Genomic DNA, 14,738 nt, shown 5'->3' on the forward strand with positions numbered 1-14,738 from the left:
GTCCGGGCGGCTCGCACCGCCCCCGCCCGCCTGAACCATCCATATCTGACATGCAGGAGCACGTGGTGATCGAAGAAATCCTCCTCGAGGCCGAGGAGAAGATGGAGAAGGCCGTCGTCGTCGCCAAGGAAGACTTCGCGGCGATTCGCACGGGACGTGCGCACCCGGCCATGTTCAACAAGATCGTGGCGGACTACTACGGTGCCATCACGCCCATCAACCAGCTCGCGTCCTTCGCGGTGCCCGAGCCGCGCATGGCGATCGTGACGCCGTTCGACTCGTCCGCCCTGCGCAACATCGAGCAGGCCATCCGCGACTCCGACCTCGGCGTCAACCCGAGCAACGACGGCCGCATCATCCGGGTGACCTTCCCCGAGCTGACGCAGGACCGCCGCAAGGAGTACATCAAGGTCGCGCGCACCAAGGCCGAGGACTCCAAGGTCTCCATCCGCGCCGTCCGCCGCAAGGCCAAGGACGCCCTCGACAAGCTCGTCAAGGACAAGGAAGCCGGCGAGGACGAGGTGCGCCGTGCGGAGAAGGAGCTCGACGACACCACCGCGAAGTACGTGGCGCAGGTGGACGAGCTGCTGAAGCACAAGGAATCCGAGCTGCTCGAGGTCTGATGAACGACTCTCCCTGGGCCGCGGAGCCGGTCGCGGCGGGTCCCGCATACGATGCGCTGGTGGGCCCGCACACTCGGCCCATGCCCATCGTGCCCGATGCCGCCGGCCGTGACTTCGACGACCGGGAAGCACGCGATCGGGGGGCCGCCGGCTTCGGCGGCCCCCCGTTCCGCGCCGAGACGCCGCCGCAGGAGCCCATGCCCAGCCCCCCGCCTCCGCCTTCGCAGGCACCGCAGGACGCCTCCCCGCCACCGCCGAAGAAGCGCGCGGGGCGGGATCTGCGTGCCGCCATAGGGGTCGGTGTCGGCCTCGGTGCGGTGATCTTCGCTTCGCTGTTCATCGTCAAGGCCGTCTTCGTCGGCGTGATCGTCGTCGCCGTCGTCGTCGGCCTGTGGGAGCTCACCTCCCGGCTCCAGGAGAAGAAGGGCATCAAGGCCCCGCTCGTCCCGCTCGCGGTCGGCGGCGCGGCCATGATCATCGCCGGATACGTCCGCGGCGCCGAGGGCGCCTGGGTGGCGATGGCGCTCACCGCGCTGGCGGTGCTCGTCTGGCGCATGACCGAACCGCCCGAGGACTACCTCAAGGACGTCACGGCCGGTGTCTTCGCCGCGTTCTACGTCCCCTTCCTGGCCACTTTCGTGGCGATGCTGCTCACCGCCGACGACGGCCCCCAGCGGGTCGTCACCTTCCTGGTCCTGACCGTGGTCAGCGACACGGGGGCGTACGCGGTGGGCTGGCGCTTCGGCAAGACCAAGCTGGCGCCGCGCATCAGCCCGGGCAAGACCCGCGAGGGGCTCTTCGGGGCCGTGGCCTTCGCGATGGCGGCCGGGGCGCTGTGCATGGAGTTCCTGATCGACGGCGGTGCCTGGTGGCAGGGCCTGCTGCTGGGCCTCACGGTCGCCGTCAGCGCCACCCTGGGTGACCTGGGCGAGTCGATGATCAAGCGGGACCTCGGGATCAAGGACATGGGCACCCTGCTCCCGGGCCACGGGGGCATCATGGACCGGCTCGACTCGCTGCTGCCGACCGCCCCGGTGGTCTGGCTGCTGCTCGCGGCCTTCGTCGGCACGGGCTGACCCGTCCGGGTTATCCTGGAAAGCGCGTCACTGACAAGTGGCGCGCTTTCCCGCTTCTGCGGGGATGGACCCGTGAGCTCTCCGAGGCGTCGGGCGTGCCATCACTTCGTCTCCGCTCGCGCGCGGAGACCGCCCGCGCAGGGTTCGTCAGACTTGAGGAGAACCACCCATGGCCCCCCGTCCCGTCCCGGGAGAGCTCACCTTCGTCGCCCCTCGCGGGGCCAAGAAGCCGCCCCGCCACCTCGCCGACCTGACCCCGGCCGAGCGCCGGGAGGCGGTGGCCGCGATCGGCGAGAAGCCGTTCCGGGCCAAGCAGCTCTCCCAGCACTACTTCGCGCGCTACGCGCACGACCCGGCCGAGTGGACCGACATCCCCGCCGGCTCGCGCGAGAAGCTCCAGCAGGAGCTGCTGCCGGACCTGATGTCGGTGATCCGGCACATCTCCTGCGACGAGGACACCACCCGCAAGACCCTGTGGAAGCTGCACGACGGCACGCTCGTCGAGTCCGTGCTGATGCGCTACCCCGACCGGGTCACCATGTGCATCTCCTCGCAGGCCGGCTGCGGTATGAACTGCCCCTTCTGCGCCACGGGCCAGGCCGGTCTGGACCGCAACCTCTCCACCGCCGAGATCGTGCACCAGATCGTCGACGGCATGCGCGCCCTGCGCGACGGCGAGGTCCCCGGTGGTCCGGCGCGCCTGTCCAACATCGTCTTCATGGGCATGGGCGAGCCGCTCGCCAACTACAACCGCGTGGTCGGCGCCATCCGCCGGCTCACCGACCCGGAGCCCGACGGCCTCGGCCTGTCGCAGCGCGGCATCACCGTCTCGACCGTCGGCCTGGTCCCGGCCATGCTGCGGTTCGCCGACGAGGGCTTCAAGTGCCGCCTCGCCGTCTCGCTGCACGCGCCGGACGACGAGCTGCGCGACACCCTCGTCCCGGTGAACACCCGCTGGAACGTCCGCGAGGTCCTGGGCGCGGCCTGGGAGTACGCGGAGAAGTCCGGCCGGCGCATCTCCATCGAGTACGCGCTGATCCGCGACATCAACGACCAGGCGTGGCGCGGTGACCTGCTCGGCCGGCTGCTCAAGGGCAAGCGCGTGCACGTCAACCTGATCCCGCTGAACCCGACGCCGGGCTCGAAGTGGACCGCCTCTCGTCCCGAGGACGAGAAGGCCTTCGTCGAGGCCATCGCGCGGCACGGCGTACCCGTGACCGTGCGGGACACCCGCGGTCAGGAGATCGACGGCGCGTGCGGCCAGCTGGCGGCCTCCGAGCGCTAGATTCCGGCCAGGAAGGCCCACAACCGGCCGCGGGGTACCCTGTGGCCGGACAACTTCATCATTCCGACAGGGGAGCGCCACAGCGCTGAGAGTGCGGTAACCGTCATCCGCAGACCCTCTGAACCTCGCCCCGGTCATTCGGGGTAGGAAGTTCGGTCATCACTCAAGCTGTTGCGCCCTGCCCGGCGTCCGCTCCCACAGAGCGCCGGGCAGGGCCGCGTCTTCTCCTGGACATCCCAGGAGGAATTCACCAGTGAGCACCACCAAGAAGATCGCGGGCGCCGCGCTCGCGGCCGCGCTGGGCATCACCACGCTCGGCGCCTGCGGCGGCGGCGACGCCAAGGACAAGCCGGCGGGGGCGGGCGACGCCCCGAAGTCCAAGACGGTCACCCTGGTCTCCCACGACTCCTTCAACGTGACCGACACGGTCCTCAAGGAGTTCGAGCAGCAGAGCGGCTACACCGTCAAGGTCCTGAAGTCCGGGGACGCCGGCGCCGCGCTGAACCAGGAGATCCTCACCAAGGGCTCCCCGCGCGGCGACGTCTTCTTCGGCGTCGACAACACGCTGCTCTCGCGCGCCCTCGACAACGGGATCTTCACCCCGTACCAGGCCAAGGGCCTCGACCAGGTCAAGCCGGAGTTCGTGCTCGACCAGCAGCACCGGGTCACCCCCGTCGACACCGGCGACATATGCGTCAACTACGACAAGCAGTACTTCGCCGACAAGAAGATCGCCCCGCCGCAGACCCTGGACGACCTGGTCAAGCCGGAGTACAAGAACCTGCTGGTCACCGAGAACGCCGCGACCTCCTCGCCCGGCCTCGGCTTCCTGCTCGCCTCCGTCGGCAAGTTCGGCGACGACGGCTGGAAGGACTACTGGAGCAAGCTGAAGGCCAACGGCGTCGAGGTCGTCGACGGGTGGGAGCAGGCCTACAACGAGCGCTTCTCCGGTTCCGCGGGCGGCAAGAAGGCCAAGGGCGACCGGCCGCTGGTCGTCTCGTACGCCTCCAGCCCGCCGGTCGAGGTCCTCTACGGCGAGCCCCAGCCGGCCGAGGCCCCCACGGGCGTGGCCACCGGCACCTGCTTCCGCCAGGTCGAATTCGCGGGCCTGCTCAAGGGCGCGAAGAACGAGGAGGGCGGCAAGGCCCTCGTCGACTTCCTGGTGAGCAAGAAGTTCCAGGAGGACATGCCGCTCCAGATGTTCGTGAACCCGGTGGTCAAGGACGCGAAGCTGCCGGAGGTGTTCACGAAGCACGGCGTGGTCGTCGAGAAGCCGGAAACGGTCGCCCCCGACACCATCGCCAAGAACCGTGAGCAGTGGGTCAAGGCATGGTCCGCGCTCGTCGTGAAGTAGTGCGGCAGGACTCCCCGAAGGAGGGCGGGCGCGCCACGGCCGTCCGGCTGGCCCTGATGGCCGTGCCGCTCGCCTTCTTCGGGCTGTTCTTCGCCTATCCCGTCGCCGCGATCGTCGGGCGCGGGCTCAAGACGGACGACGGCTGGCAGTTCGGCCGCATCGGCGAGGTCCTGGCCCGCCCCGACATCGCCGGCGTGCTGTGGTTCACCACCTGGCAGGCGCTGGCCTCCACCGCGCTGACCCTGTTGCTCGCCCTGCCCGGCGCGTACGTCTTCGCGCGGTTCGAGTTCCCGGGCAAGCAGCTGCTGCGCGCGCTGGTCACCGTGCCGTTCGTGCTGCCGACCGTGGTCGTCGGCACGGCCTTCCTGGCGCTGGTCGGGCGCGGCGGACTGCTGGACGAGCTGTGGGGCGTCCGGCTGGACACCACCGTCTGGGCGATCCTGCTCGCCCACGTCTTCTTCAACTACGCCGTCGTCGTACGGACGGTCGGCGGGCTGTGGGCCCAGCTCGACCCGCGCCAGGAAGAGGCCGCCCGGGTGCTGGGCGCCGGACGCTTCGCCGCGTGGCGGCGGGTGACCCTGCCCGCGCTCGCGCCCGCCGTCGCCGCCGCCGCGCTGATGGTGTTCCTGTTCACCTTCACCTCCTTCGGCGTCGTGCAGATCCTGGGCGGACCCTCGTACTCCACCCTGGAGGTGGAGGTCTACCGGCAGACCGCGCAGCTCCTGGACCTGCCGACGGCCGCCGTGCTGACCATGGTGCAGTTCGCCGCCATCGGCCTGATCCTCGGCGTGCACGCCCGGACCGTGCGCAGGCGCGAGGGCGCCCTGCGGCTCGTGGACCCGGCGCGCACCGCGCGGCCGCCGCGCGGAGGGGCCCAGCGCGGCCTGCTCGGCGGGGTGCTGCTGACGGTGCTGCTGCTGATCGTGGCGCCGCTGGCGGTGCTGGTGGAGCGGTCGTTCGACGCGCCCGGCGGGTACGGGCTGGGCTTCTACCGGGCGCTCCAGGACGCCGGCGCCGGTGGCGGAACGTTCCTGGTGCCGCCGCTGGAGGCCATCTGGAACTCCCTGCGGTACGCGCTCGCCGCCACCGGCATCGCCTTGGCCGTCGGCGGGCTCGCGGCCGCCGCGCTGACCCGGCGCGGGGGGCGCTTCGTACGGGGCTTCGACGCGCTGCTGATGCTGCCGCTCGGGGTGTCCGCGGTGACGGTGGGCTTCGGCTTCCTGATCACCCTGGACGAGCCGCCGCTGGACCTGCGGACCTCCTGGATCCTGGTGCCGCTGGCGCAGGCGCTCGTCGGGGTGCCCTTCGTGGTGCGGACGATGCTGCCCGTGCTGCGTGCCGTGGACGGCCGGCTGCGCGAGGCGGCGGCGGTGCTCGGCGCGTCGCCGCTGCGGGCCTGGCGGGAGGTGGACCTGCCGCTGGTGCGGCGGGCCCTGCTGATCGCGGCGGGCTTCGCCTTCGCGGTCTCGCTGGGCGAGTTCGGGGCGACGGTGTTCATCGCGCGGCCGGACCACCCGACGCTCCCGGTGGCCGTGGCGCGGCTGCTGGGGCGGGCCGGGGAGATGAACTACGGGCAGGCCATGGCCCTGAGCACGATTTTGATGCTGGTGTGCGCGGTGTCCCTGCTGGTGCTGGAGCGGCTGCGCCCCGACAAGACCTCGGGAGAGTTCTGATGACCCTGCTCCGGCTCGAAGGGGTGTCGGTCCGCTTCGGCGACCGGGCGGTCGTGGACGCGGTGGACCTGGCGGTCGCCGAGCACGAGGTCGTCTGCGTCCTCGGGCCGAGCGGCAGCGGCAAGTCCACGCTGCTGCGGGTGGTGGCCGGCCTTCAGCCGGTGTCCGCCGGCCGGGTGCTGCTCGCCGGCGCCGACCAGGCCGCGGTGCCGGTGCACCGGCGCGGGGTGGGCCTGATGTTCCAGGACCACCAGCTGTTCCCGCACCGGGACGTCGGCGGGAACGTCGGCTTCGGCCTGCGGATGAGGGGTGCGACGGCCGGCTCCCGGCAGGCCCGGGTCGCGGAGCTGCTGGAGCTGGTCGGGCTGCCGGGCGCGCAGGGCCGGGCGGTGGCCTCGCTGTCGGGCGGCGAGCAGCAGCGGGTCGCCCTGGCCCGGGCCCTGGCGCCCTCGCCGCGGCTGCTGATGCTGGACGAGCCGCTGGGCCAGCTCGACCGGGGGCTGCGGGAGCGGCTCGTCGTGGAGCTGCGCTCGCTCTTCTCCGGGCTGGGCACCACGGTGCTCGCCGTCACCCACGACCAGGGCGAGGCCTTCGCGCTGGCCGGCCGGGTCGTGGTGATGCGGGAGGGGCGGATCGCGCAGGCGGGGACCCCGCTGGAGGTGTGGCAGCGTCCGGCCTCGGAGTTCGTGGCGCGCTTCCTCGGCTTCGAGAACGTGGTCCCGGCGACGGTGGCGGGCGGCGCGGCCGCGACCCCGTGGGGGAAGGTCCCGGTGCCCGCGGGAGCCCCGGAAGGCGAGCGGAACCTGCTGATCCGGCCGGCCGGGGTGGTGCTCGCCGCGGACGGCCTGCGCTGCGAGGTGGTCTCCCGTACGTTCCGCGGCACCCATGTGGCCCTGCTGCTGCGGCCGGAGGCCGGCCCGGTGCTGGAGGCGGAGTGCGGCCTGGCGGGGGCCCCGGCCGTGGGCGACCGGGTCTCGGTGGGCTTCAGCCCGTCCGAGGTGGTCGTCCTGCCCGGGGCCCCGTGAGGCCGGCGCGCCGCGGGCCCGTCAGGGCCTGATGCCGTCGCAGGCGACCGGCAGGTGGCGCGGACCGCGGAGCACCGCGTTCTGGCGGTACGGGGGCGGGTCGGCCAGCAGCCGGGGGTTCTCCAGCCTGCGGGCCAGCTCGCTCAGGGCCAGCTGTGCCTCCTGCCGGGCCAGCGGTGCCCCGAAGCAGCTGTGGATGCCGCTGCCCAGGCCCAGGTGCTGGACGTCCTGGCGGTCCGGGTCGAAGCGGTCGGGGTCCTCGAACCGCAGGGGGTCGCGGTTGCCGGCGGCCAGGATCAGCCAGAGGGAGGCGCCCTTGGGCACGGTCACGCCGCGGACCTCGACGTCGGCGAGGGTGGTGCGCTGTGGAACCAGCTGCACGGGGGGCTCGTAGCGCAGTAGTTCCTCCACGAGCGGTACGGAGAGTTCCGGATCGGTGCGCAGCCGCTCCAGGACCTCGGGGTGGCGCAGCAGCGTCAGCATGCCGTTGGTGATCAGGTTGACGGTGGTCTCGTGACCGGCGATGAGCAGCAGGGCCGCGGTGCTCAGCACCTCCATCGTGGTCATCGTGCCGTCCGGTCCGCCGCCCGCGGCCAGTTCCGAGAGCATGTCGCCCTTCGGGTTCTTGCGCCGCTCCTCGATCAGCCCGGACAGGTACATGCCCAGTTCCATCCGGGAGTCGTGGGTGCGCCGCTCGCGTTCCCGGGGGTCGGCGTCGGGGTCCGGGTCCAGGCTGGCCGCGAGGGTGTCCGCCCACACGTGGAACTTGGGCTCGTCCTCGCTGGGCACGCCGAGCAGCCGGCAGATCACCGTCACCGGGAAGGGGTAGGAGAACTGCTCGACCAGGTCGATCTCCCCGGCATTGCCGTTGCGCGCGATCCCGTCGATCAGCCCGCCGACGATGTCGTGCAGCTCGCCGCGCATGTCGTGGACGCGGTGCGGGGAGTGCGGGGGCCCGAAGGGCCGGTTGGTCATGCGGCGCAGCCGGTCGTGCTCCGGCGGGTCGAGCTTGAGGAAGGACGGCGGCAGGACCGTCTCCTCCTCCTCGCCCGGCTCGGCCAGCGGGTCGTGGGCCGACGCGGCCAGGTTGCGGGCGTCGGAGCTGATCCGCGGGTCGTGGAGCAGGCTCTGGATGTCGTAGTACGTGCTGACGACGTACGGACCGGAACCGTCGTGGTAGACCGGGGTCTTGCGGAGCTCCGTATAGAGCGGGTACGGGTCGGCCCGGTTGGAGTAGTCCAGGATCTGCCGGAGGATGTCTTGGGTCATGAGGGGGCCTCGTGCTCCTCGTGCTCCTCGGTGGAGGGCGCGTCCGGGTCAGTGGCGGGCGGGGGTGAACGTGATCCGCCGGTCGGCCGGCGAGTAACCGCTGAGCGTGATCGTCGGGCCGTGGGTGGGCACCGACGGGTCCGGGAAGTCCGCGGGGAGCGGCTTGTTGCCCTCGGGGCGCCGGTCCATCGTCGGGAACGGCAGCGGGAACGGAGCCGTCTCCTCGATCTGCCGCTGGTAGAACTCCAGCCAGCGGCAGTTGTCGAAGGTCACCGCTCCGATGACGCGGCCCTGGTAGCCGTAGACGCCGGTGAAGCGCCGCTCGGCGCGGGAGCCCTGGGCGATGAGGATCTCCGTGCCCATCGACGGGACCCCGACCGACTTGATGTTGATGCCGAACTGGGAGGACCAGAACGCCGGGACCCACAGGTGGGGACGCCGGTCCACGCTCTCGCTGAGCATGTTGTGCGCGGCCGTCTCGGCCTGTGCCACGGCGTTGCCCCAGTGCTCCAGGGACAGGAACTGGTAGCCGAACAGCGCGTGCGGGGAGCGTGCCACGTCACCCGCCACGTAGATGTCGTCCGTGACGATGCCCCGGATGTCGAACGCCCGGCAGCCCGCGTCGCAGGCGATGCCCCGCGGACCCGCCCCGAGGCCCGAACCGGCCAGCCATTCGGTGTTGCGCATCGCGCCGAGGGAGACGATGACGACGTCCGCCTCCAGCGAGGTGCCGTCCGACAGGTGGGCGGCGCGCACCCGCCCGGAGGAATCGCCCTCCAGGCCGGTCACCATGACCCCGGTGCGCAGGTCGACGCCGTGCTCGCGGTGCAGGTCCGCCGCCACTTCGCCGATCACCCCGCCCAGGGCGCCGACCAGGGGGGCGCCGCCGCGCTCGGCGACCGTCACGGGGATGTCGCGCTCCCGGCAGGCGGAGGCGATCTCCGAGCCGGTGAACCCGGCGCCGATCACGAGCACCCGCCGGGGGCCGGCCGCCAGGGCCCGTTCCAGGCCGACGGCGTCGTCGCGGGTGCGGAGCACGAAGACCCCGCCCAGCGCCCCCTGGTCCTCGTGCGGCCACGGGCGGGCCCGTACGCCGGTCGCGATCAGCAGCCGGTCGTACTCCACCGCGTCGCCGTCGGCGAGCAGTACCTTGCGGGCCGCCATGTCCAGGCCGCTCGCGGGCACCCCGAGCCGCCACTTGGCGTCGATGTCGCGGCGGCGGGGGAGCAGGGTCCGGTCCGCCGCGGCCTTGCCGAGCAGCACCTGCTTGGACAGCGGGGGCCGGTCGTAGGGCTCGTACGGTTCGTCGCCGATCATCGTCAGGGAGCCGGCGAACCCCTTCTCGCGCATGGTCTCGGCGGCCCGCAGACCGGCCAGCGAGGCGCCGACCACCACGATGCGTCCTTCGCGCTTGAGCCGTTCCAGGGCCGCGTCACCGCTCACCGCTCGCCTCCGGGGTGGACAGGGAACCGTTCATCGTGTCCACGAGGATGGCCCGCACGGGACAGGCGTGGACGGCGCGCTCGACGTGCTCCCGCTGCTCGTCCGGGGCCTGAGGATCGTAGAGGAGCGACTCCTCGCCGTGCATGGCGAACACGTCGGGAGCGAGGAACGCGCACTGCGCGTAGCCCTGGCAGCGGTTGAGGTCGACGACAAGCCTCATGAGGCATCAGCCCTTCCGTGGCCCGAACACCCCCGTCATCCCCGACTTCCAGCATGCACGGACCGGGCGGGGGCCGCCTGCCGGGAGGGCTACAGCCGGCTCACCCGCAGGATGTAGATGCTGATGGCCAGCGCCCAGGCCGGGAAGACCAGCTCGGACCAGGGCACGCTGGAGCCCGCCAGGAGCAGCACCAGCCCCACCCCGAAGCCCAGCAGGGCCAGGGCGTGCGGGAAGACGCCGAGGCGGCGGCCGATGGTCGAGGTCGCGAAGACGAACACGGCCGCCATCCGCATCCCGTACGTGGTCAGCACCGTGTACGCGAAGGAGCGGCCGAAACCGGAGGGCGCGGTGCCGGTGCTCTCCGCGAGGACGGTGCCCGCCGCGGCGGCGGCGACGAAGAGGGCGGCGGCGAAGACGAAGCCGCTGCCGAGGAAGACGGTGGCGACGAACCGGTCCTCGGCCGCGCCGGTGTGCGCGCGCAGCGCCCCCATGAACCACAGGAAGAAGATGCCCGCGAAGGGCACGATCTCCAGCGCCGTGCTCACCGCCCAGCGGCGGTCGGGGTCGACCGGGGCGTGGGCGGCGTCGGAGGGGAGCGCGTACCGCATCAGGACGATCGAGGCCGCCAGCAGCAGCGCGAAGAGGACGCCCGCCGCTCCCGCGGCGCGTGGCGTCTCCATCCGGGCGGTCGAGGTCTCCATGCACCCAGCAAGCGGCAGCGGCCGCGGCCCCGCCACCCCGCCCACCCGTGGGGGTGAACGCGGGGGGCGGGAGCGCGGCCGCTTGCCGTAGCCGGTCAGCTCAGGACACCGGGGCCGGAACCTGCTCCTGCGCGGGCGCCTCGGCGCCGTCGTGGTTGCCGTACCAGGCCACCGCCACCGCGCCCGCGACGGCCAGGACGAAGCCCAGCACGGCCAGCCAGGCCAGGCCCGGCCGGGAGGCGTCCCCGAGCCAGAGCACGCCGATGGCGCCCGGCAGCACGGTCTCGCCGACGACCAGCGCCGCCGTGGCGCCGTTCACGGAGCCGATCTGCAGGGCGATGGTGTGCAGGTACATGCCTCCGGCTCCGGCCAGCACGATCGCGTAGAGGGCCGGGTCCGCGAGCAGCGTGCCCAGGGAGAAGGGCTCCACGCCGTTCAGGATGCGCACGCCGACGCCCAGCGCGCCGAAGGCCAGGCCGGACAGCAGGCCCGCCAGGATCGCGGCCCGGGCGCCGAGGAACCGTACGGCGACCGTGCCGCCGACGATGATCAGCGCCGTCACGCCCAGCAGCCACCAGTGCGTGGACATCGGCGCGTGGTGGCCGCCCTCGTGCCCGGCGGCCGTGGCCAGCAGCACCAGCGCGGCGCACACCACCCCGATGGAGGTCCACTCCTTGCGGGTCAGCCGGATCCCGAGCAGCTTGACGCTCAGCACGGCCGTGATGACCAGGTTGGCGCTGATCACCGTCTGCGACAGGAACAGCGGCAGCAGCCGGGCGGCCAGCGCGCCGAGCCCGAAGCCGACGAAGTCGAGGATCGTGCCGACGATGAACTCCCACGTCATCGCGGCCTTGGCGGTGGAGGCCAGGTTCGGTCCGCCGTGCGCGGTCACCCCGGCGGCGGCCGGGGATGTCCGGGCCGCCCGGCGCGAGCCCACGGCTTGCAGGACGGATCCCGTGCCGTAGCAGATGGACGCCGCGACAGCGGTCAGCAGGCCTATGAGCACAGAGGGCTCCGTTCACGTCTGGCAGGTTTTGCGTACCTCTGCCAGACGTGCGAAAGGCTCCGGAAGTTGCCTCCGGAGGTCAGCGCATTGCGGCGAGGGCCGCCGGAACCTCGTCCACCGAGTCCACCAGCGCGATCCGGGACTCCATCGCACGGCCGCGCGCGAGCGCTTGGAGCAGCGGCCAGGCGGGCAGGTGCTCGGTCCAGTGGACGCGGTCGACCAGGACCATCGGGGCCGGCGCGGAACGCGACTCGTAGTAGTTGGGCGTCGCGTTGTCGAATATCTCCTGCACCGTGCCCGCCGCGCCGGGCAGGAACACCACGCCCGCCGTGGACCGGGCCAGCAGTCCGTCCTCGCGGAGGGCGTTCGCGAAGTACTTGGCGATCTGGCCGGCGAAGGCGTTCGGCGGCTCGTGCCCGTAGAACCAGGTCGGGATGCCGACGGAATCGCCGCCCGCGGGCCAGCGCTCCCGCACGGCGAAGGCGGCGCGCGCCCACTCGGAGACCGACGGGGCGAAGGAAGGGGCCTTGGCCAGCAGTTCCAGGGCTTCGGCGAGGGCCTCGTCGGGGGCGGGCGCCAGGTAGGCGCCGAGGTTGGCGGCCTCCATGGCGCCGGGGCCGCCCCCGGTGGCCACCGTCAGTCCCGACCGGGACAGCGTCCGGCCGAGCTCGGCCGCGCCCTGGTACGCGGCGCTGCCGCGGGTCATCGCGTGGCCGCCCATCACTCCCACCACGGGGGTGCCCGCGAGGTGCTCGTCGAGGGCGTCGGAGACGGCGTCGTCGTGGATGGAGCGCAGCATCGAGGAGAAGACGTCGCCGTCGGCCTTGGTCTCCTGGAACCAGGCGTAGGCCTGGGCGTCCGGGGTGGACTCGTAGCCCTCCGCCAGGCCGGCGAACAGCTCGTCCGGCGTGTAGAGCAGGCCCCGGTACGGGTCGAACGGCAGGTCCGGTACCGGCGGGAAGACGAGCGCGCCGTCCGCCCGGACCTTCGCCGAGGCGTCGGGCTCCATCGGGCAGCCGAGGAAGACGGCGTCGGACGTGTCCGCGGACAGCAGGGCGAAGGTGCGTTCGAGCAGGTTGACCGACTGGATGCGGTAACCGCTCAGCGAGCCCCGGGCGGCGACCCGGTCGAATTCCGCGAGCGTCTCGATCTCGATGTCTGGGTTGACCATTCGGCCCACCCTAAGGGCTCATTTCAGCGGGTCAACGCCATGGACGTGAGCTGTGCGACACCCCAGCTGAGCGGGAGGCACACGGCGATCAGGGCGCCCGCGCGCAGCGTCACCGCCGTACGCAGCACCGTTCCCGGGGTTCCGAGGTCGAGCAGGGCCGCCCGGGCGGCGGAGCGGGACCGACGGGATTCGGCGGCCGATGTGAGAAGGGTCGCGGCCGCGCACAGCGCCACCAGCGCCCCGGCCGGACCGGTGAGCGGGCCGAGGGGGCTCAGCGGCCCGCCCTGGTCGCGCAGGGCCACGGCGGTGAGCGCGGCGGCCCCGACGGCGCAGAGCACCCCGAGGGGGCGGCCGAGCCGGGGCGCCTCCTCCTGGAGGGCCCGCCCGGCCAGCAGCCGCAGCGCGCCCGGACGGGCGGACTGCACGAGGGTGCCGCAGGCGTAGGCCAGCCCCGGTCCGGCGAGGGCCAGCCCCGCCGCGATCAGGACCCAGCCGGCCGGGAAGGCCGCCCCGCGCGGGCCGGCGTAGGCCTCGACGGTGAGTCCGCAGGCGGCGAGCGCCACCCCCCAGGGCACCCCGGCCTGCGGGCTGAGCCCAGTCATCGGCGGCCGGGGCCGCAGCGCGAGGGCGGTGGCGGCGGAGGCCGTGAGCGGGATCAGGGTCAGCAGGGTGAGGGCGGCCGCCACCGGGAACGGCTGGTCGGCGTGGAGCAGCCGGGCTCCGGCGCCGTCGAAGGGCAGGCCCGCCAGGTCGCCCCGCAGGTGCAGGAAGGCGGCCAGGGCCAGGAGGCTGCCCAGGGTGCAGGCGACGGCGGTGGAGACGGCGCCGACCAGGGTGAGCCGTACGGGTCCCAGCCCCACGGCGTCGAGCCCCTCGCGGGGCCGGGACGCCGGGTCGGTCCGGGCCACGGCCACCGCGAGCTGCACGGTGGCGGCGAGCGGCACCAGGGCCCACAGCAGCCGGAGCAACGATCCTGCGGGCCGGTCCATCGCCTCGGCGAGGACGTACAGCAGCAGGAAGCCGGTCCCGGCCGAGGCGGCCGCGACGAGCAGTCGGCGCAGCTGGACCGCGGGGCGGGAGCCGCGGGCTAGGCGGAGAGCGAGCACGCGGCCTGGTCCTCCGTGGTCCGGGGGGTACCGGCGGCCGCGGTCGCGGTCCCGGCCGGCCGGCCGTCGAGCAGGGCCAGCGTTCGGTCGGCCGCCGCGGCGGTCTCCTCGTCGTGGGTCGCGATCACCACGGTGATTTCGTGCGAGCGGGCGGCCGTGGTCAGCGTGCGGAGCAGCAGGGCACGCTCCGCGCGGTGCAGCGGGGCCGTCGGCTCGTCGGCGAAGAGCACGGCGGGCTCCCCGACCAGGGCCCGGGCGAGGGCCACGCGCTGGCATTCGGCCCGGGTCAGGGCGGCCGGGCGCTTGCGGGCGAAGCCGCCGATGTCGAGGCGGTCCAGCCAGGCGCAGGCCGTCTGCCGGGCGGCGCGCCCGGGGGAGCCGGTGAGCAGCAGCGGCAGGGCCACGTTCTCCCACACCTTGAGCTCGGGCAGCAGCTGGGGCTCGGGCCCGAGCCAGGCGAACCGGTCGCGGCGCAGCCGTTCGCGGACGACCGCGCCCAGGGTGTGGACGGGGATGCCGTCGAACCAGACCTCGCCCTGCTCGGGGACCAGCCGACCGCTCAGACAGCGCAGCAGGGTGGTCTTCCCGCTGCCGCGCGGGCCGGTCACGGCCAGGATCTCGCCCCGGCGCATTCCGGCGCTGACCCCGATGAGGCCGGGGGAACCGCTGTGGGAGTAGTGCAGGGACCGTGCCCAGAGCACCTCGTCGGCCGGTGGGGCTTGGTCCGGGGCACTGTCCGATGGAGCCACCATGGCGTACACCTCCGTCCGGGGGAACGAAGCGGAG

Annotated in this window: 14 protein-coding genes and 1 riboswitch; of the genes, 6 read left to right on the forward strand and 8 right to left on the reverse strand. The window is 73.0% G+C overall.

Annotation, left to right across the window (positions count from 1 at the left end):
• Positions 1-65 precede the first annotated feature (65 nt).
• The 6 genes from frr to ACFYYT_RS07740 all read left to right on the forward strand — a co-directional run bounded on the left by frr (position 66) and on the right by ACFYYT_RS07740 (position 7,036).
• Entirely contained in the window at positions 66-623 is a 558-nt protein-coding gene (frr, locus tag ACFYYT_RS07715; protein ID WP_351818270.1) for a ribosome recycling factor, read from the forward strand.
• Complete coding sequence (locus ACFYYT_RS07720) at positions 623-1,699, forward strand: phosphatidate cytidylyltransferase (RefSeq protein ID WP_351818272.1); 1,077 nt, start codon at positions 623-625, stop codon at positions 1,697-1,699. Before frr ends, ACFYYT_RS07720 begins: the two co-directional genes overlap by 1 nt.
• A gap of 169 nt (positions 1,700-1,868) precedes the next feature.
• Positions 1,869-2,984: a 23S rRNA (adenine(2503)-C(2))-methyltransferase RlmN gene (rlmN, locus tag ACFYYT_RS07725; protein ID WP_351818275.1), complete on the forward strand. Its 1,116-nt coding sequence runs from the start codon at positions 1,869-1,871 to the stop codon at positions 2,982-2,984.
• 58 nt (positions 2,985-3,042) lie between these two features.
• A riboswitch (TPP riboswitch) is annotated at positions 3,043-3,152 on the forward strand.
• Between the two features lie 85 nt (positions 3,153-3,237).
• Positions 3,238-4,338: a thiamine ABC transporter substrate-binding protein gene (locus ACFYYT_RS07730; RefSeq protein WP_351818277.1), complete on the forward strand. Its 1,101-nt coding sequence runs from the start codon at positions 3,238-3,240 to the stop codon at positions 4,336-4,338.
• 56 nt (positions 4,339-4,394) lie between these two features.
• The gene (locus ACFYYT_RS07735; RefSeq protein ID WP_351818441.1) at positions 4,395-6,011 is read left to right on the forward strand and encodes an iron ABC transporter permease; all 1,617 of its coding nucleotides are present in this window, start codon (positions 4,395-4,397) and stop codon (positions 6,009-6,011) included.
• Positions 6,011-7,036 carry an ABC transporter ATP-binding protein gene (locus ACFYYT_RS07740; RefSeq protein ID WP_351818279.1) on the forward strand — a complete coding sequence of 342 codons (1,026 nt, stop codon included), beginning with the start codon at positions 6,011-6,013 and terminating at the stop codon, positions 7,034-7,036. Before ACFYYT_RS07735 ends, ACFYYT_RS07740 begins: the two co-directional genes overlap by 1 nt.
• 21 nt (positions 7,037-7,057) lie before the next feature.
• Here the strand turns inward: ACFYYT_RS07740 and ACFYYT_RS07745 are convergent, their stop codons facing one another.
• The 8 genes from ACFYYT_RS07745 to ACFYYT_RS07780 all read right to left on the reverse strand — a co-directional run bounded on the left by ACFYYT_RS07745 (position 7,058) and on the right by ACFYYT_RS07780 (position 14,704).
• Positions 7,058-8,305: a cytochrome P450 gene (locus ACFYYT_RS07745; protein ID WP_351818282.1), complete on the reverse strand. Its 1,248-nt coding sequence runs from the start codon at positions 8,303-8,305 to the stop codon at positions 7,058-7,060.
• Positions 8,306-8,353: 48 nt separating this feature from the next.
• Positions 8,354-9,748, reverse strand: coding sequence for an FAD-dependent oxidoreductase (locus tag ACFYYT_RS07750; protein WP_351818285.1), 1,395 nt, complete (start codon positions 9,746-9,748; stop codon positions 8,354-8,356).
• Complete coding sequence (locus ACFYYT_RS07755; RefSeq protein WP_351818288.1) at positions 9,738-9,968, reverse strand: ferredoxin; 231 nt, start codon at positions 9,966-9,968, stop codon at positions 9,738-9,740. The genes ACFYYT_RS07750 and ACFYYT_RS07755 overlap by 11 nt, the downstream gene beginning before the upstream one ends.
• A gap of 89 nt (positions 9,969-10,057) precedes the next feature.
• Positions 10,058-10,669, reverse strand: coding sequence for a hypothetical protein (locus ACFYYT_RS07760; protein ID WP_351818291.1), 612 nt, complete (start codon positions 10,667-10,669; stop codon positions 10,058-10,060).
• A gap of 100 nt (positions 10,670-10,769) precedes the next feature.
• Entirely contained in the window at positions 10,770-11,675 is a 906-nt protein-coding gene (locus ACFYYT_RS07765; protein WP_351818294.1) for a hypothetical protein, read from the reverse strand.
• 79 nt (positions 11,676-11,754) lie between these two features.
• The gene (locus tag ACFYYT_RS07770; protein WP_351818297.1) at positions 11,755-12,846 is read right to left on the reverse strand and encodes an LOG family protein; all 1,092 of its coding nucleotides are present in this window, start codon (positions 12,844-12,846) and stop codon (positions 11,755-11,757) included.
• A 23-nt stretch (positions 12,847-12,869) separates the two neighbouring features.
• Complete coding sequence (locus ACFYYT_RS07775; protein ID WP_351818300.1) at positions 12,870-13,952, reverse strand: hypothetical protein; 1,083 nt, start codon at positions 13,950-13,952, stop codon at positions 12,870-12,872.
• Positions 13,934-14,704 carry an ATP-binding cassette domain-containing protein gene (locus ACFYYT_RS07780; RefSeq protein ID WP_351818303.1) on the reverse strand — a complete coding sequence of 257 codons (771 nt, stop codon included), beginning with the start codon at positions 14,702-14,704 and terminating at the stop codon, positions 13,934-13,936. Before ACFYYT_RS07780 ends, ACFYYT_RS07775 begins: the two co-directional genes overlap by 19 nt.
• Positions 14,705-14,738: the final 34 nt, after the last annotated feature.

Source organism: Streptomyces sp. NPDC002032, from assembly GCF_042890765.1.
Classification (GTDB): domain Bacteria; phylum Actinomycetota; class Actinomycetes; order Streptomycetales; family Streptomycetaceae; genus Streptomyces.